Origin of the sequence: Pandoraea cepalis, assembly GCF_902459625.1 — a bacterium.
GTDB lineage: Bacteria > Pseudomonadota > Gammaproteobacteria > Burkholderiales > Burkholderiaceae > Pandoraea > Pandoraea cepalis.
The window spans coordinates 689,071-706,843 of record NZ_CABPRY010000003.1; the positions used below are offsets into that span (position 1 = coordinate 689,071).

14 protein-coding genes and 1 pseudogene are annotated in these 17,773 nt (G+C 63.7%); 11 read left to right on the plus strand and 4 right to left on the minus strand.

Annotated features, from left to right (window positions below):
- The first annotated feature begins 218 nt into the window (after positions 1-218).
- The 4 genes from PCE31107_RS11035 (at position 219) to PCE31107_RS11050 (ending at position 4,433) form a co-directional block, all read left to right on the plus strand.
- Positions 219-497: a hypothetical protein gene (locus PCE31107_RS11035; protein WP_150608387.1), complete on the plus strand. Its 279-nt coding sequence runs from the start codon at positions 219-221 to the stop codon at positions 495-497.
- A complete protein-coding gene (locus tag PCE31107_RS11040; RefSeq protein ID WP_150608389.1) occupies positions 487-741 on the plus strand; it encodes a hypothetical protein in 255 nt (84 codons plus the stop codon). The genes PCE31107_RS11035 and PCE31107_RS11040 overlap by 11 nt, the downstream gene beginning before the upstream one ends.
- A gap of 10 nt (positions 742-751) precedes the next feature.
- Positions 752-2,338: a PepSY-associated TM helix domain-containing protein gene (locus tag PCE31107_RS11045; RefSeq protein ID WP_150608391.1), complete on the plus strand. Its 1,587-nt coding sequence runs from the start codon at positions 752-754 to the stop codon at positions 2,336-2,338.
- 514 nt (positions 2,339-2,852) lie between these two features.
- Positions 2,853-4,433 (plus strand): isocitrate lyase, encoded by a 1,581-nt coding sequence (locus PCE31107_RS11050; RefSeq protein WP_130025856.1) that lies wholly within the window; start codon positions 2,853-2,855, stop codon positions 4,431-4,433.
- A gap of 88 nt (positions 4,434-4,521) precedes the next feature.
- Here PCE31107_RS11050 and PCE31107_RS11055 read toward each other — a convergent pair whose 3' ends face one another.
- Complete coding sequence (locus PCE31107_RS11055) at positions 4,522-5,292, minus strand: ferredoxin--NADP reductase (RefSeq protein WP_026132014.1); 771 nt, start codon at positions 5,290-5,292, stop codon at positions 4,522-4,524.
- Positions 5,293-6,029: 737 nt separating this feature from the next.
- On the opposite strand from PCE31107_RS11055, the gene PCE31107_RS11060 reads away from it, so the two are divergent.
- Both PCE31107_RS11060 and PCE31107_RS11065 read left to right on the plus strand, forming a co-directional pair.
- Positions 6,030-6,308 carry an HU family DNA-binding protein gene (locus tag PCE31107_RS11060; RefSeq protein WP_017234305.1) on the plus strand — a complete coding sequence of 93 codons (279 nt, stop codon included), beginning with the start codon at positions 6,030-6,032 and terminating at the stop codon, positions 6,306-6,308.
- Positions 6,309-6,678: 370 nt separating this feature from the next.
- Positions 6,679-7,713, plus strand: a complete 1,035-nt coding sequence (locus PCE31107_RS11065; protein WP_150608392.1) for a CHAD domain-containing protein — start codon at positions 6,679-6,681, stop codon at positions 7,711-7,713.
- 4 nt (positions 7,714-7,717) lie between these two features.
- On the opposite strand, the gene PCE31107_RS11070 is transcribed toward PCE31107_RS11065, so the two are convergent.
- Positions 7,718-10,138 carry a heavy metal translocating P-type ATPase gene (locus PCE31107_RS11070; protein ID WP_150608394.1) on the minus strand — a complete coding sequence of 807 codons (2,421 nt, stop codon included), beginning with the start codon at positions 10,136-10,138 and terminating at the stop codon, positions 7,718-7,720.
- A gap of 68 nt (positions 10,139-10,206) precedes the next feature.
- On the opposite strand from PCE31107_RS11070, the gene PCE31107_RS11075 reads away from it, so the two are divergent.
- The 4 genes and pseudogenes from PCE31107_RS11075 to PCE31107_RS11090 all read left to right on the plus strand — a co-directional run bounded on the left by PCE31107_RS11075 (position 10,207) and on the right by PCE31107_RS11090 (position 15,393).
- Complete coding sequence (locus tag PCE31107_RS11075) at positions 10,207-10,677, plus strand: Cd(II)/Pb(II)-responsive transcriptional regulator (RefSeq protein ID WP_150608396.1); 471 nt, start codon at positions 10,207-10,209, stop codon at positions 10,675-10,677.
- Positions 10,678-11,049: 372 nt separating this feature from the next.
- A pseudogene (locus PCE31107_RS11080) lies at positions 11,050-12,285 on the plus strand (NAD(P)/FAD-dependent oxidoreductase); the annotation flags it as partial.
- 316 nt (positions 12,286-12,601) lie between these two features.
- A complete protein-coding gene (locus PCE31107_RS11085) occupies positions 12,602-13,936 on the plus strand; it encodes a putative bifunctional diguanylate cyclase/phosphodiesterase (RefSeq protein WP_150608400.1) in 1,335 nt (444 codons plus the stop codon).
- Positions 13,937-14,085: 149 nt separating this feature from the next.
- Complete coding sequence (locus PCE31107_RS11090; protein ID WP_150608402.1) at positions 14,086-15,393, plus strand: phospholipase A; 1,308 nt, start codon at positions 14,086-14,088, stop codon at positions 15,391-15,393.
- 81 nt (positions 15,394-15,474) lie between these two features.
- Here the strand turns inward: PCE31107_RS11090 and PCE31107_RS11095 are convergent, their stop codons facing one another.
- Positions 15,475-15,897, minus strand: coding sequence for an EamA family transporter (locus tag PCE31107_RS11095; RefSeq protein ID WP_130025850.1), 423 nt, complete (start codon positions 15,895-15,897; stop codon positions 15,475-15,477).
- Positions 15,898-16,059: 162 nt separating this feature from the next.
- Between PCE31107_RS11095 and PCE31107_RS11100 the strand changes: the two genes are divergently transcribed.
- Positions 16,060-16,275: a DUF1289 domain-containing protein gene (locus PCE31107_RS11100; protein ID WP_130025849.1), complete on the plus strand. Its 216-nt coding sequence runs from the start codon at positions 16,060-16,062 to the stop codon at positions 16,273-16,275.
- Here PCE31107_RS11100 and PCE31107_RS11105 read toward each other — a convergent pair.
- The gene (locus PCE31107_RS11105) at positions 16,256-17,689 is read right to left on the minus strand and encodes an aldehyde dehydrogenase family protein (protein WP_150608404.1); all 1,434 of its coding nucleotides are present in this window, start codon (positions 17,687-17,689) and stop codon (positions 16,256-16,258) included. The two genes, PCE31107_RS11100 and PCE31107_RS11105, sit on opposite strands and share 20 nt — an antisense overlap.
- Positions 17,690-17,773: the final 84 nt, after the last annotated feature.

A 17,773-nucleotide genomic window follows, 5' to 3' on the forward strand; every position in this document is an offset into this window, starting at 1 on the left:
TGTGCTCAGGCGCAGCACCCCATTATCAGGCGCGCTATTTCGGGATTTTGAAGATTCATGTTATAAATGCGAATCGTTGTTGTTTACATTCGCATCATCACCGGAAAAATGTGTGGCCGCTGCGTTTGTCCGGAACGGTTTTCGATCGGCCTCGACCGACGCGGCGCCAAAGGGTGGCGTCGTCGCTTGCAGGCCACATTTTCATGTGATTCCCGAGCATGTTGATTGGATTGGCTATTGCCTTGGCATGGCTGGCAGGCGGCGCCTGCTATCTCACCTCTGAGCACCAGCGTGTGCGCGCACGACGTTTGGCTGCACAGCCCGCCCGGTCGCTATCACTGGTCGCCGCCATTGCCAGCCTGGGTTGCTGGTGGCTCGCGGCCGGCGCTTCGGCCGGCATCGCGGCGGCATTCATGTCGCTGTGTTTCGGCCAGCTCTTCTGGCCGTATGCGGTGGGCGGCTGGCGCGCTCTGCGCGGAGACGCCCATGTGGAGTAGAACCTTCGCGGGCCTGGTGCTCGGCGGCTTCGCGGCGATGGCGCTGTGCGGCGCTATCGCCCACCTGACGCCGGCCGGTTGGCAAACGGCGGTGATTCCCGTCATCGCGCTCTTCCCGCTCCTGTGGCTTGGCCTGTGTGCCGTAGCCTACGCGAGCCGCACCGCCAAACACGCGTGGGTTGGCCTTGGCGCCACCACCGTCGTCGCCGGGGTTGCGCTGCTGTTGGCGCACGCCGTCGGGTAAGGATTGTTCAATGCGCGCCCAAACCCTTCGTCAATATCTGAGTGTCCATACATGGGCCGGCATCGTCGCCGGTTTCGCGCTGTTCATTGCCATGCTCGGCGGCGCCCTGACCATCTTCCATCATGAGATCGAACGCTGGGAGCAGCCCGCCACGCGTCATGCACCGCTCTCGCTCGCGCAAACGGAACAGCTCGCCGAGCGGGTTCGCATGCAATTCCCGGCCGCGCGCGAGCAGATGGGCGTGGTGTTGCCCAATCACTCGCCGACGCCCTTTGCCTACTGGCAGGAACCGAACGGCGAGTGGCAACAGGCACGCTTGCACGCTGACGCCGAAGGTACCGCGCCGTCGCTCGTGATCGGCGATGCGCGCCCGGGCCTGTCGGGCACGATCAATGCGCTGCACTACTCGCTGTCGATTCCGACCTACGGCCTGTATCTGATGGGCGTGGTGTCGCTGTTCTACGGCATGGCGTTGATCTCGGGCGTGATCGTGCATCTGCCGCGCGTCACGCGAGACCTCTTTGCGTTGCGCCCGGGACGCAACGTCAAGCGCTTCTGGCAGGACGCGCATAACGCCATCGGCGTGCTGAGTCTGCCGTTTCATATTGTCTTCGCGCTGACAGGGGCGCTGCTGTGCCTCCTCCTGCCGCTGATGATGGCGTTCAACGTCGTGACGTTCGATAACAAGCTGCTATCGCAAATTCCGCAGATAACGGGGGCGGTGCCGGCAACGATCGCACCGGTCGACGGCAAGCCGCTTGGTCTCACGGCCCTGCTCGCCCGCGCCGAGCACGCGGCGCCCGACATGGAAGCGACCGCCGTGGCGTGGACCCGCTACGGCAAGCCGGACGCGGTGGCCGAAGTCTACGGCGAGGCCAGCGACTCGCTGGGTGTGTTCTCGGCCGTGGCCGTGCGCCTGAACGACGGGGCGATCGTCGGTCAGCACAGCCCCGGCGTACGGGATGCCAACCACGCAATGCTCAGCATGATCTACGGCGCCCACTTCGGTACCTTCGCGGGCGATGCCATGCGCTGGGTGTACTTCGTCCTGGGCCTGATGGGTGCGGTGCTCGTCTACAGCGGCAACCTGCTCTGGCTCGAATCGCGTCGCAAGCGCAGCGCAGCCGTACAACCCGCCCATCTGCGAGGGATGGCCAAGGCCACCGCCGGCGTGTTTCTCGGCACATGCCTGGGGATTGCCGCGGCGTTCGTCGGTGCAATCGTCGCCCCCGACATGACGGCGCTCTCGATCTTCATCGCCACGCTCACCGCCTCGATGCTTTTCGCCGCGCTCGCGGCGCCGGCGGTAGCAGCCACGGGACTACTCGCGGCGACGGCGCTCGTCTGCCTCATTATCCCGGCCGCCGACGCCGCGCTCACGCCGGACAATCTCGTGCGCTCGATGGCTGCGGGCGATTGGGTGCTGGCCGGCGTTGACCTCGTCGCTATCGTCTGCGCGGGCGGCTTTGCACTGTTCGCGTGCGCGACCTGGAAACGCGCCCGCAGCGGCGACCCCTGCAGCGTGTGGGCACGACCCGCGCCGCATTCCGCTGTCCCGACCTCAGAAGCCAGCGCTGACCTGAGCGCAAAGCCCTAGCAGCGAGTCGCACGCAAGGTCACGCCGACGCGCGCCTGACCGCTGGCCTCTCGATCCGAGGCACTCCCGCCTGCCAAGATAAGATCAGGCCGCCAGCGGGGCCGGCTAGCGGCTTGCGTAGCACGCTTGTCCCCACATTGGATCGCGCCATTCATCGCGCGCCGAAACGTCGCCTCGTCTCAACAGACGTCCACACAATCCTTCCGCCAGCGCTCGTTGCTCGCGCCATCGGCGCGTGTCCCGTCTCCAGCCAACGAAAGCGCATTTCACATTGCGGAATTCTCTTGGAATTTCGCTCACCTCATTTTTCCGCCACCCGAAAACGTGTTTCGAATTGCGAAATACCGTGCTTATATCATTGAAAAATAAGCATAAATTAACTCTTATGTCTTATATAAGACCTGGCAAAACCGCGCCAAACAGCGGTACCATTTCGTCATGCAGTTCGCTTCGACATACGGGGGCGACACGCTGAACCCTTTATTCAAACGCGCTTTGCTCTCAGGAGAGGCACATGACCCAATATCAAGACGACATCACCGCTGTGGCTGGTTTGAAGCAGAAACAAGGCAGCGCCTGGGATGCCATCAATCCCGAATATGCCGCACGCATGCGTGCCCAGAACCGATTCAAAACGGGTCTGGACATTGCCAAGTACACGGCCAAGATCATGCGCGCCGACATGGCCGCCTACGATGCGGACCCGTCCAAGTACACCCAGTCGCTGGGTTGCTGGCACGGCTTCATCGGCCAGCAGAAGATGATCTCCATCAAGAAGCACTTCAACACCACCGACCGCAGCTACCTTTATCTGTCGGGTTGGATGGTTGCGGCACTGCGCTCGGAGTTCGGACCGCTGCCGGACCAGTCGATGCACGAAAAAACCTCCGTCACCGCGTTGATCCGCGAGCTGTACACGTTCCTGCGCCAAGCGGACGCCCGAGAACTCGGCGGCCTGTTCCGCCAACTGGACGCGGCCGAAGGGGCTGCCAAGGCCGCCATCCAGGAAAAAATCGACAACCACGTCACCCACGTCGTGCCAATCATCGCAGACATCGACGCGGGTTTCGGTAACGCGGAAGCCACCTACCTGCTGGCCAAGCAGTTCATCGAAGCCGGCGCATGCTGCATTCAGATCGAGAATCAGGTGTCCGACGAGAAGCAATGCGGTCACCAGGATGGCAAAGTCACCGTGCCGCACGAAGACTTCCTCGCCAAGATTCGCGCGATTCGCTACGCCTTCCTGGAACTGGGCGTGGACGACGGCATTATCGTGTCCCGTACCGACTCGCTGGGCGCCGGCCTGACCAAGCAGATCGCCGTGACCCACACGCCGGGCGACTTGGGCGACCAATATAATTCCTTCCTCGATTGCGACGAAATTTCCGCAGATGCCCTCGGCAATGGCGACGTCGTCATCAAGCGCGATGGCAAGCTGCTGCGTCCCAAGCGCCTGCCCAGCAACCTGTTCCAGTTCCGCGCTGGCACGGGCGAAGCACGCTGCGTGCTGGATTCCATCACCGCACTGCAAAACGGCGCCGACCTGCTGTGGATCGAAACCGAAAAGCCGCATATCGCCCAGATCGCCGGCATGGTCAGCGAGATTCGCAAAGTGATCCCGAACGCCAAGCTGGTGTACAACAACAGCCCGTCGTTCAACTGGACCTTGAACTTCCGCCAGCAGACGTATGACGCGATGAAGGCGGCCGGCAAGGATGTCTCAGCCTACGAGCGCGGCCAGCTGATGAGCGAGGAATACGATGACACCGAACTGGCCGCCGTCGCCGACGAAAAAATTCGCACGTTCCAGGCCGATGCGGCGCGCGAAGCCGGTGTCTTCCACCACCTGATTACACTGCCGACGTACCACACCGCCGCACTCTCGACCGACAACCTGGCCAAGGAATACTTCGGCGATCAGGGCATGCTCGGCTATGTGGCTGGCGTGCAGCGCAAGGAAATTCGCCAGGGCATCGCCTGCGTGAAGCACCAGAACATGTCCGGCTCGGACATCGGCGACGACCACAAGGAGTATTTCAGTGGCGCGGCGGCCCTCAAGGCTGCGGGGAAAGACAACACCATGAACCAGTTCTAACCGGTTCCGACGACAAAAAACCGCTCGATCGAGCGGTTTTTTTTATCCCACGACAGCAAGCGCTGCCGTAGGCATGCGTGTCGACGGATTAGCCGACGAACGCACGCTCGACAAGGTAGTGCCCCGGAGCGTGGTTATGGCCTTCCACGAAGCCACGCTTCTCCAGCAGCTCGCGGGTGTCCTTGAGCATGGCCGGGCTGCCGCACAACATGATGCGGTCGTTTTCCGGCGAAAATTCCGGCAAACCGATGTCGGCGAACATCTTGCCCGATTCAACCAGCTCCGTGATACGGCCCTGGTTTTCGAACTCTTCGCGCGTTACCGTCGGATAGTAGATCAGCTTGTCGCGCACGTATTCACCCAGATACTCGTGCGCCGGCAAATGCTGCGTAATGAGATCGCGATACGCCAATTCGCTGGTGAAGCGGCAGCCGTGAACCAGGATGATGTGCTCGTAGCGATCGTAGACTTCCGGGTCGCGGATGATACTCATGAACGGCGCGAGGCCCGTGCCCGTCGAAAGCAGGTACAGATGCTTGCCCGGCAACAGGTTGTCGTCGATGAGCGTGCCGGTCGGCTTGCGGCCAACGATGACCTTGTCGCCCGGCTTCAAGTGCTGCAGGCGCGAGGTCAGCGGACCGTCCTGCACCTTGATGCTCAGGAACTCAAGCTCTTCCTCGTAATTCGCGCTCGCCATGCTGTAGGCGCGCAGCAGCGGTTTGCCTTCCACTTCCAGCCCGATCATCGTGAACTGGCCATTGACGTAACGGAACGAAGCGTCGCGAGTGGTCTTGAAGCTGAACAACGTATCAGTCCAGTGGTGGACTTCCAGCACGGTCTGTTGATTCTGAGTACTCATATTGGCTTGACGTATGACGACGGGCGGCGGCGCGGCACGTCGACGGAACTAATGCCCGAATCGCCTGACATGCGAATGCGCGAGCCGTCCTTGATGGCCCCGATGCCCGGACCCCAGGCGCGTCAGGGAGACGCACTCCCGGTTTTGGGCGGGAAAACCTCATTATTTTACCTCAAACGGGAATTGCTTTCATTTGTCCCCATCGGGCCGCAGGGGTTTTGGCGGAATCTTGCGCCAGCGCAGCGCGTCGACTCGACCGAACACTCGCGAAGTCCTTCGTATTCCGACCGATGTGACGCATCGAGCTGATCGCGGGGCAAGTTGACGCCAACCAAAAGTCGCGCCAGTACGCAAGCCCCCATCGGCTAGGGAAACCCCCAAAGCCCGCCCAGCAAGGGATTGCGCCGGCGCATGACCGGAGATGCCCGTAGTTACCGGGTTTTTGTCATCACGAACGAGAAAGTACGCGGCATCGCACAACAAAATCGCCGCAAACCGTTGTCAGGACTGGCCCACAGCCCGCCGATGGCTCTATAATGCGGCTGCCCGGCCAGTGTCGGCGCCCTCTCGAGGCGTGACGGGATGGATCTTAGGATCGCGTTTGCGTGACGTGTCGCGATGGCGACTTTCTGGCATGTGCCGCGTGCCTTATGGCGCGGATACAACACCGACACTCGCCAAATGGCGAAAGTGTTAGAGTTGTCGCCGGTATTCACCACCTCTCAAGGGAAACACACATGAACAAACAGGAACTGATCGACGCCGTCGCTGGTGTTACGGGTGCTAGCAAGGCTCAAACCGGCGAAACCCTCGACACTCTGCTCGAGACCATCAAGAAGGCCGTCGCCAAGGGTGACGCGGTCCAGTTGATCGGCTTCGGCTCGTTCGGTTCGGGCAAGCGCGCCGCACGTACCGGCCGCAACCCGAAGACCGGCGAAGCGATCAAGATCCCGGCCGCCAAGACCGTGAAGTTCACGGCTGGCAAGGCGTTCAAGGACGCTGTGAACAAGAAGTAAAACCAGTTGCGCGCAGGCCGGCCTTCGGGCCGGCCTATCTTTTTTGCTCGCATGGCCGCCCCGCGGTGTGCAGCAATGGATATGCGTCACGTCATCCTCTCGCGAGGTCCACGACTGATGTGACGCTGCGTGCCTCGCGGGTGTCCTGCACACCGCAGCTCGGGCACCGGGCGCCCGCGACGAGACGCTCCCAGCGTCGTCTCCTGCCCCACGCCGGCAGAGACTCTCATGTTGTCTTCCCCAGCCGTCAACACCCGTCGTTCTGACACGCATTGCCGATGGCTTTTTGCGAATCGCCGTACCTCGCGCAGCCCCCGCGCCACCCTGTCGTATCGGTCTTCCTTGGCGCTTGGCCCCGGGCAACTATGCTATGTTGCGTGACATGACACGCGTGACGACAGCGGCCATCGCCGCCGCCATCGAGGGACCGCCCGTTGCCGGCCAGCGCCCCACTCAGACGCGCACGGCGCTTGGCGCCGGGCGCATGCGGCGCATGTCCGCCGCACGCCTGCTCGTCACCCTCGCCGCGCAGATCCTGCAACCATGGCCGTCGTTACCGACGGCGGGCGAGAACAGCGACGCCGCGTCCATTGACGCCGAGGTCGTGCACGAGTTGCGAATTGCGATACGTCGTCTGCGTGCGCTGATCGATGTCTTTTCGCCGTGGCTCAAACCTCGTTGGCACCATCGGTTGAACGGGGAATTGCGCTGGCTGGGGCAATCGATGGGCCCTACGCGAGATACCGATGTGTTAGCGACAACGACATTACCCGCGTTGCGCGCCGACTTTCCCGACATCGACTGGCCTGCGGTGGAAAGGCATGTGGAACACCTGCGCCGCGACGCCCGCGCACAAGTTGCCGCGGCATTGACCGGCGAGCGCCAACAGGCATTGCATGGGTTGCTGTTCAGCGCATTCGGGATGCGCGAGGACGGTCGATGCAAGATTCGCTCGGCCAAGGCATTGCGTCGCCCCTCTCGTACGCCAGGCAAGCGGTCGCGCGCGCTGTCGAAGCATGCCCGCAACATGCTGCGCGCCCAATATATCGCGCTGTTTCCGGATTGTCGCCAGTTGGCCATGCTCGACACCGAGCAGTTGCACGCGTTGCGCGTGAAGATCAAGAAGGCCCGTTACAGCGCCGAACTGCTGGCACCCTGGCTGCGCAAATCGGTCTGCTCGCCCTACGAGAGCACGCTGCATGCCGCACAGACGCTCCTTGGGCAACTCAACGATGCCGTCGTCGCGCAGCGAATGTGCGAAGCCATGCCGTTGCGCGACGAACAGCGCAGTGCCATGATCCGACGCCTCGATACGATCATCGTCAACACCACAAGCCGCGCGGCGCACGTGCTGGGTCAGTTGCCGGATGCGCACACGCTGGAGCGCGGCATGCGCGCCCGCTAAGCGCTCACGCCACCTTCGTGCGCAGCAGGCGCATGCCGTTTGCAATCACCAGCAGACTGGCCCCCACATCGGCGAACACCGCCATCCACAGCGACGCCAGCCCGACCACCGCCAGCGCGAAGAACACGGCCTTGATGGCGAGCGCCACGGCAATATTCTGCTTGAGCACCGTTGCGGCATGCCTCGACAGCGCCAGGAAGGCCGGCAGCTTGTGGAGGTCATCATCCATCAGCGTAACGTCGGCCGTCTCCAGCGCGCTGTCGGTGCCGGCCACCCCCATCGCGAAACCGACGTCCGCGGCTGCGAGCGCAGGGGCGTCGTTAATGCCGTCGCCGACCATGCCCACGTACCCGTACGTCTCTCGCAAGGCCGACACCGCCTGCCATTTGTCTTCCGGCAGCATTTCGGCACGCACGTCGCTCACGCCCGCCTGCCGACCGATCACTTCCGCGGTCGCACGATTGTCCCCGGTCAGCATCACCGTGTGAACGCCCATGCCGGCCAGACGCGCGATGGCGTCACGGCTTTCCGCGCGCAGCGTGTCGGCGACCGCCAATACGGCGATCGCCTGCGTTTCACTGGCCAGCACGATGGCCGTGCGGGCTTGCGCCTCGAGACGTGCCAACGTCGCCTCCACGTGCGCATTGCACACGCCGAGCGATTCGATCAGACGATGGTTGCCGAGGTAGTAAAGGGTTTGACCGACACGCCCCTTCACGCCCATCCCCGCGAGTGCTTCGACCTCCGTGACCGACGGTAATGCGCCGAGGCCCGCTCGCGCATGACCGTCGACCACGGCGCGCGCAACGGGATGGGTGGTCTGCGCGTCGAGCGCGGCGGCGAGCGTGAGTGCCTCGTCGTGTGACGTTTCGCCCAACGGCACCACGTCGGTCAGGCGCGGCTCGCCACGCGTCAGCGTGCCCGTCTTGTCAAGCGCAACCACGCGGATCAGACGGCCGGTTTCCAGAAATGCGCCGCCCTTGATCAGGATCCCGGCACGGGCGGCCGCCGTCAGGCCGCTTACGACCGTGACCGGCGTCGAAATCACGAGCGCACACGGACAGGCGATGACCAGCATCACCAGCGCCTTGTAGATCCAGGGCGACCACGCCAGACCGAAGGCCAGCGGCGGCATGAGCGCGACAAGCAACGCACACAGCACGACAACCGGCGTGTAGATCCGCGAGAACTTGTCGACGAAACGCTGCGTCGGTGAGCGTTGTTGTTGTGCGGTCTCCACAATACGCACGATGCGGGCAAGTGTCGTATCGCCCGGCGCAACGCGCGTGCGATACACGATCAAACCGCTTTCGTTGATGCTGCCCGCGTAGACCTCGTCGCCCACCGTCTTATCGGCGGGTACGCTCTCCCCGGTGATCGACGCCTGATTGAGCGCCGAACTGCCCTGCTCGATCACGCCGTCGATGGCAATGCGCTCCCCTGGCCGCGCACGCACGCGCGTGCCCACCGCAAGGGACGCCGAGGGCACGTCCAACCAGTTACCGTCCGGCTGTTCGACCGACGCCTGATCGGGCGCCAGGCGCATCAGCGCTTCGACGGCGCGGCGGGCCCGCGTGAGCGATGCGGCTTCGAGCTTTTCCGATAAGGCGAACAGCACGATCACCATCGCCGCTTCCGGCCATTGACCGATGCACATCGCGCCAATCACGGCCAGCGACATCAGGAAATGAATGTTCAGCGTGAGGTGACGCAGCGCGATCCAGCCCTTCTTGAGCGTTGGTAGTCCGCACGCGAGAATGGCGGCCACGACCACGGCGCCGACCCAAGGACTGTGCTCAGGCACGCCGGACCAGACCGCGATCTCGCTTGCCGCAGCCAGCAAGACGCCCGCCACCAGACGAGCAATGTCTGCCTTGCGGCTCGCGGGGGGCGGCGGCGCATCGGTGTCGCCGGCGCCCAACGGCACCGGCGTCATACCTAGCTTGCGCAACGTGTCTGCGACCGCCTCCCCATGCCGGGCAACGTCGGTCGACGACGCGTTGCCGTCAAAAACGATCGTTAATTCTCGCTTGAGCAGATTGAAGTACAGCGCATCGACGCCGGGCCGATGCTCAAGCTGATCGCGGATGAGACGCTCTTCCGTCGGGCAATCCATCTGATCGATTCGGAAACGGGCCTGCGGCGCCCCCGTCGACGGCATCGGCTCGTCGGGTGCAAAACGCGCAGCGCCTGCGCAACACAACGAGTCGTCGTGCGCATGCGCGGGACTTGAGGCGCACGTGGCGGCATGATCGTGCGCATGACCGTGGTCGTGCGAGTGGCCTTGAGCGTGCGCGTGTTCGCTATCGTTGGCGTGCGAAGGGTCGTGCCGATGCCCGTGATCGTGACGATGACCGGGGTCATGCGTGGGGCGATCTGTCGCCGTCGAGCCGGCCAGACGGGCCGAATCCGAGGGGTGGGACATGGGAACTCCTGATTGACTGATTCGTGTTACCCTCCATTCAAAACCCTGTAGTCACTACGGAGTCAAGCATGAAAATCGGAGAGCTGGCCCGCGCGGCGGGCACCGATGTCGAAACGATCCGCTATTACGAGCGGGCAGGCCTGCTTGCGGCCCCGCCGCGCACGGACGCCGGGTATCGCGCCTACGGCGACGACCATCTGAAAGCACTGCGTTTCATCCGCCACTGCCGCTCGCTCGACATGCCGCTCGCCGATGCGAAACGTCTCGGCGAACTCGCCCACGACACGAACGTGACGTGCGAAGACGCGAACCAGTTGATCGAAGCCCACCTGACTCGCGTGCATGCCCGCATTCACGAGTTGCAGGCGCTCGAACAACAGTTGCTGCACCTTCAGGCGCAATGCCATAGCCGCCACGAAACCAGCGATTGCGGCATCTTGCGTGCCCTCATGCAAGGCGCGCATGGCGAAGCCTGCGCGTGCCACAGCGAAATCGACCCGATCGAAGTCGCCTGCGACCACAATCACTCGCCCATGTGAACGTCGCGAGCGTCGCTGTCCTGCGGCGCCCCTCTGCCGCTCCGCGAGGGTATCGGCGCCCCCTTGCCACGACAAAGCGTGCACGACTTGACAATACCCCACGCATGCTCGCCGCTCGCTCGCGAATCTCGGCTCGGTTTGCCCTGAACGTGGCGACGATTGTGAAGAATGGCGGCGTTTCCCCTGAAAACAAGGGCAAACCGACACAGTTTCTATATACAATGTCCCGCACACGAATACGCAGGTAGGAACCTATTCGTGTGAGCCGTCAGCGCGCGGCGTTCAGGATGCCCATCGATATGTCGGCATCCGTTTCAATTTTGCTTATTTGTCGGAGACCTTATGTCCAGCGATGTATCCGCTACGCCCACCCCCGCGACGGAAAGCACCGCCGACATCGTGATCATGGGTGCCGGGGCGGCGGGGATTTCCGTGGCGGCCAGTCTGCGACGCCGCCGTCCATCGCTCTCGATCACGATCGTGGACCCCGCCGACACGCATTACTACCAGCCGGCGTGGACGCTCGTCGGTGCCGGCGAGTTCGACGCGGCGCGCACAGCGCGTCCGATGTCGAGCGTCATTCCCAACGGCGTGACGTGGATTCAGGCGGCCGTAACCGCTTTCGCGCCGGACCACCAGCAAATCCTGCTCTCGGACGGTCGTCGCCTCGGCTATCGCTACCTCGTCGTGGCGCCGGGCCTGCAACTGAACTGGGAGGCCATCGACGGCCTGACCGACACGCTCGGACGTAACGGTGTCACGTCCAACTATCGCTTCGATCTCGCGCCCTACACGTGGTCGCTGGTGCGCGACTTCAAGGGTGGCAATGCGCTCTTCACGCAACCGCCGATGCCGATCAAGTGCGCGGGGGCGCCGCAAAAGGCCATGTATCTGTCGGCAGACACGTGGCGTCAGAACGGTGTGCACAACAAGACCAAGATTGAATTCCATCTCGTGGCTCCGGCCCTTTTTGGCGTGAAGGATTACATCCCCGCGCTCATGGAATACGTCAAGCGCTACGAGATTTCGCTCAATCATCTCTCGCACCTGCGGGCGGTCGATGGCGAACGTCGCGTGGCCCGCTTCGAGATTTTCGACGCCGACGGTCAATCGCAATTCGTCGACAAGCCCTTCGACTTGCTGCACGTTGTCCCGCCGCAAAGTGCACCGGATGTGCTGCGCGCAAGCCCGTTGGCCGACGCGGCCGGCTGGTGCGAAGTCGATCCGGCCACACTGCGCCACGCGCGCTTTGCCAATATTTTCGGCGCGGGCGATGCCATCTCCGCACCCAACGCCAAGACGGCGGCCGCCGCACGCAAGCAGGCGGTTGTCGTTGCCGAGAACCTGCTCGCCGCCATGGACGGCCGCCCACTGCCCATGCACTACGACGGCTATGGCGCTTGCCCGCTCACGGTCGAACACGGCAAGATCGTGCTCGCGGAATTTGGCTATGGCGGCAAGCTCCTGCCCACGTTCCCCCTCGACGGCACGAAAGCGAACCGTATCGCGTGGGTGCTGAAAAAGTACGTGCTGCCAAAGATTTATTGGGATGTCATGCTTCGCGGTCGCGAGTGGCTGGCGCAACCCAGTCGTCCCGGCCATAGGTAAAACCCGAACTCAATTTTCAAAGACGGGTGCCGTTAATGGACATAGGACCCGGTTTCCCGACCGGGCACGAGCTTCTTGTCGGGCCACGCCTAGTGCGCGGTCTGCCCGAGCGCGAGGAACGCGGTGCCATGGCCGGCAAGCCTTATCCGCCTCCTCGCACGACGGCCGACACATTTTCGCGTCTTATGCAGAACATGATTCAAGGGCTTTCTGGCGGCACGACCTGTTCGACGCGCGAGCTTCCTCTGCCGGGTGGCGCTGCCCGCGGCGATGACAAACGTTCAACCTTACAGGCGACGTCCGCCTGCTTGCCGAGATGAACGATACCAACGCGTTGCGACGGCAAGTCGTGCTCGCCGACCTACTGCTGGATCGCCAGCGGCTCCTGCGCGCCCTTAGCCTGGAGTTGCGCACGCCAAACCCGCCGGGCTGCCATTGTGCGCTGGTCGTGCTGCACGTGGGCCGTGGTCAGCGCATGGCAACCCGCCAACCGGCCATTTCGGACGCCGATCTGCTCGCGACCGTTGCGTTTCGCGTCGGTTCGCGCATTCGTCGCCGCGACATCATCGGTCGCGTGTCCGATCAGCAGATCGCCATCTTGCTGCGCGATCTCGGCAGCCGCGACGCGGCAATACAGATCACCCGCCGCTTCATTCGCGCCGGCGAATCGCCGGTGCCCTGCGGTGACGGCCTGCTCTACCCGATCATCTCGGCGGGGATCACCCATCTGCCCCAGGTGCCCGTGTGGCCCGCCACTCTGCTTGAGCACACGTCGGATGTCGCCGACCAGGCGATTCGCGAGAGCGCCTCGCGGTTTCTCGTGACCGAAGCCCCGGCGGCGCCCACAGACAGTGTCAATCCGCCGGACGAAGCCGGCAACGAACATCACTGGCGCAACGCCATCGAACGCGCGCTGTCGGGGTCGGAATTCCGGCTGCACTACCAGCCACAGATCGACATGCGCACGCACCGGCTGACCGGACTCGAGGCGCTCATCCGCTGGCAGCGCGACGACGAACTGATCATGCCGGGCGAATTTATCCCGGCCGCCGAGCGTTGCGACGTGATCGGCCCGATCGGCGACTGGACACTGCACGAAGCCTGCCGTCAGCTCGATCAATGGCATACGAACGGCCACGAGTATCCGCGTGTGGCGGTGAACCTGTCAGCGCAACAAATGCGCGTGCACACCCTGGACACGATCCGCTACGCCCTCAAGCACCATCGAGTCCCGCCGGACAAGCTCGAAATCGAGATCACCGAGTCGTCGCTGATCTCACACCTCGACGAGGCTGCAACGCTGATGAACGAACTCGTGGCGATGGGCGTGCGCCTGTCGCTCGATGATTTCGGCACCGGCTACTCAAGCTTTGTGCGCCTGAAGCGCTGGCCGTTCGGCACCGTCAAGATCGACTACCAGTTCGTGGCCGGCGTGCTGCTGGGCGGCTACGACACCGAGTTGATTCGTGCCATCATCGCCATTGCCCGCAAGCTCGAAATCGAGACTGTGGCGGAAGGCGTCGAAACGAGTGCCCAGCGCGATGCGCTCGCGTCGATGGGCTGCCATGCGTGGCAGGGGTATCATTGCACGCGGCCCCTTCCGCCGGGCCCCATCGAGACGTTCATCCGCGACTGGCACGGGCGGCTGTAAGCGCGCCCGCCGCCTTCAACCGGCCCACCCCGGGTCGGTGCGCGGTGCAATCGTCGCCGTCCACCGAAAGCCCGCCCCGGCTACGCCCGGGGCGAGTCGACCCAGACATCGGGCTCACCGGCCCGGGGTCGCCAACCCAGACAGGTCCGATGCCCAAGACGAATCCCGATGCATTCGCCCCATCACCGTTTCGCGCCATTTCTCTCGTTGCCGCTACCCTCTGCCTGACCCTGAGCACCGCGGCACGTGCCGACCTATCGCTCTTGCAACCACCGCGCGCCCTCTCGGGCGGTGCGCCGTTGCAACTGACATTGCTGGCCACGCACGACGGCCAGGGGCACAAGACGCTTACGTTGCCGAACAAGATCGTCGTGCGTATCTCGAACGACGACTTTAAACCCACGCTGATCTCCCTCAAGCGCGCGGCGCTCGCGCCCGCGCACGTGACACTCTCGAGCGGCCAGTTCCGGCGCATCACATACGCCGCCGACCTGCCGAAAGAGCTACGCGGCTCGGTGCGCGTCGAGCCGGTCGATTGGGATGCCTCGACCACCACGATCGTGCTCGATCGTGCCGCACCGACCCTGCCCATGGTCGCCGCCACCCCGGTCGCTCGCGGCGGCGGTGCCGCGCCGGGTACCGCAGTCGGTGCGTCCGCGTCAGCCGCTGCGCTCACCGAGGCCGCCTCCGACGCACTCGCCAGCACCGCTCCCGACGCGATTGCACCGACTAGCGACGCCGAGTTTGCGCGCATCTCCTCGAATGAGCCGATGTACATCGCATTCGGAAAGAACGGCGACGCCAACGCACGCTTCCAGCTCAGCTTCAAGTTCCATATCCTCAAGCCGGAAAATCCCGCCTCGAAGGCCTTCCTCGACAACCTGTACTTCGGCTATACGCAGCTATCGGTCTGGGATCTGGAGGCCGAGTCGGCCCCGTTTCGCGACTCCAACTATCGGCCAAGCCTCTTCTACTACGTCCCCGACACCGGCGTGCGCGCGAGTTGGTTCTCGTCTCTGGGCGTCGCGGCAGGATTCGAGCACGAGTCCAACGGCAAGGCGGGCGAGGATTCTCGCAGCATCAACACACTGTTCGTCAAACCGATCTTCAAGTTCGGCAATCCCGCCGAGTACCACTGGACGGTGGCGCCGAAGCTTTATGCGTATCTCGAGAAGAAAGACAACCCCGACATCCAGGACTACCGCGGCTACCTGGATCTGCTCGTGTTGTGGGGCAAACCGAATGGGTGGCAGATCGGCGCGACCTTGCGCAAGGGCATGAAACGCAACTATGGCAGCGTGGACCTGCAGGTGACCTATCCGCTGGGCAAGCTGATACCGGGCACCGGCGGCTACCTGTGGCTCGGTTACTTCACCGGTTATGGCGAGGATATGCTCGACTACAACCGCCACTCTCGGTCGCAGGTGCGGATCGGGTATAGCGTATTCCGCTGGTAGCCAAGCGAACGTCCGGCTGGGGCGGATCGTCACCGGAGGGCCGCCCGGTGCCCCGCGTCGACATCATTCCCCAGCCAAAGCTCAGAACACGAGCACGAGGGCGCCCGCGACGATCAGCGCCCCGCCAAGGGCTTCCTTGAGCGAGAACGGTTCACCGAGCACGCTCCAGCCGATGATCATCGCCATCGCCACGCTGAGCTTATCGAGCGGCGCAACGCCCGACACGGGTCCCAACTGCAGCGCACGGAAGTAGCAAAGCCACGACAAACCGGTCGCCACGCCGGAGAGCACCAGAAACAACCATGTGTTTGCGCTCAGGCTCGCCGGGCGCTGCCACTCGCCGCGCATGCCCACGATCGCCAACGTCACGGCGAAGATGATGACCGTGCGTATCAGCGTGGCCATGTTCGAGTTGACCTGCGCCACCCCGAGCTTTCCGAAAACCGCCGTCAGCGCGGCGAAGAACGCCGAGCCCAGCGCAAACAGTTGCCAGCTACGCAACATAAATCATCCTTATGGCTATCCCTTTGGGCCGGCCCCCACCTGAACTCACCGGCATGTCCGCCGCCAAACCCCGCGGTGGGGGATTCAACGGCAATCCGGCCATCAATGCGATAATGGCGCCTGTTTTGAACGCCCATCCCGCCTTTGGCCGACACGCCCCCTATGTCCGAACTGCATGACCGCCCCGACAGCCCCTGCATTGGCGTTTGCTCGACGCTCTTCGACGACGTCTGCAAGGGTTGCGGGCGCACCGCCGACGAAGTGTCGAACTGGGTATTCTTGAACGACGCCGAGAAGGCCGCCGTGTGGGCGCGCATCACCCGCGAGGGCAAGGCGATGCGCTTTTGCGAGAGCCGGTCTACGACTTCGCCGCCTTGAACTGAAGCGACTTGTACTCGAGGAACTCCTCGAAGCCGTACACGCCGTTCTCACGTCCGTGCCCGGACTGTTTGAATCCGCCGAACGGCGCCTTCACGTTGAACTCCCCGCCATTGATATCCACCTGCCCCGTGCGGATCTGACGCGCCACCCGCACCGCGCGCGCCTCGTCGCCCGACCACACGCCGCCGCCCAGCCCGTAGATCGAGTCGTTGGCGATACGCACGGCATCGGCCTCGTCCTGATACGTGATGATCGAGAGCACCGGACCGAAAATCTCCTCCTGCGCGACCGTCGCGTCAGGTGCCACGCGGCCCAGCACCGTCGGCTGCACGAAGAACCCCGCCTCGAACCCGGCCGGCACAGCATCCCCGCCCGCGATCAACTCCGCGCCTTCCGCCAGACCTTTGCGGATATAGGTCTGAACTCGCTCGCGCTGTGCGGCGGACGCCAACGGTCCGAGACGCGTCGTTTCCTCGCGCGGATCCCCCAGCGTGAAGCGCGCGACAGCCTCCTTCGCCAATGCCTTGACTTCCTCATAAAGTGACGCAGGCACGAGCATGCGCGTGTGCGCCGAACACGTCTGGCCGGAATTCAGATAGCAGGCGTTGAGCGTGCCTTTGACCGCGGCGGCGAGATCCGCATCGTCGAGCACGACCGATGCCGATTTCCCGCCGAGTTCCAGTGCGACCCGTTTGACCGTCTGCGACGCGACTTCGGACACGCGCTTACCTGCCCGCGTCGATCCCGTAAAGGACACCATGTCGACGTTCGGATGCCGCACCAACGCCTCGCCGACCACGGGCCCGAGCCCGGTCACGAGATTGAACACTCCGGGCGGCAGCCCCGCTTCGGCGATGACCTCGGCCAGGATAAACGCGTTGAAAGGCGCCACTTCCGACGGCTTGAGCACCACCGTGCAACCGGCCGCCAGCGCTGGCGCCACCTTCAGCGTGATTTGATTCAGCGGGTAATTCCACGGCGTGATGGCCGCTACCACGCCGACCGGCTCGCGCACCACCAGCGAATTGCCGACACGCGCTTCAAATTCGAACGTCTCGGCCAATTCGGCGTATTGATTCCAGTGATAGACAGGTCCGCCCACTTGAATAGCGCGAGCGAGCTTGATCGGCATGCCGGTCTCGCCGGTGATGACTTGTGCGAGCGCGTCCGTGCGCGCCTTCAGGCCCGCAGCAATCCTGCGCAGGTAGACGGCGCGCTCGGCAGGCGGCGTGGCCGCCCAGCGATCGCGCGCATTCAGCGCGGCGGCAACGGCCGCCTGCACGTCGTCCGTTGCGCCCTCTGGAATGCGGCCCATGAGCGTCCCGTCAGCCGAGTGAAAGACGTCCAGCGTCGCGCGCCCGACCGGCGTCACCCACCGGCCGTCGATGAAAAATTTGTCGTACGTGATCATGCGATGTCTCCTGCGGGGAGGTTCCCGACGAGCGATCATTGTAGACCGCGCGCCCACGCATCTCGCACGCTTGCGACGAAATCA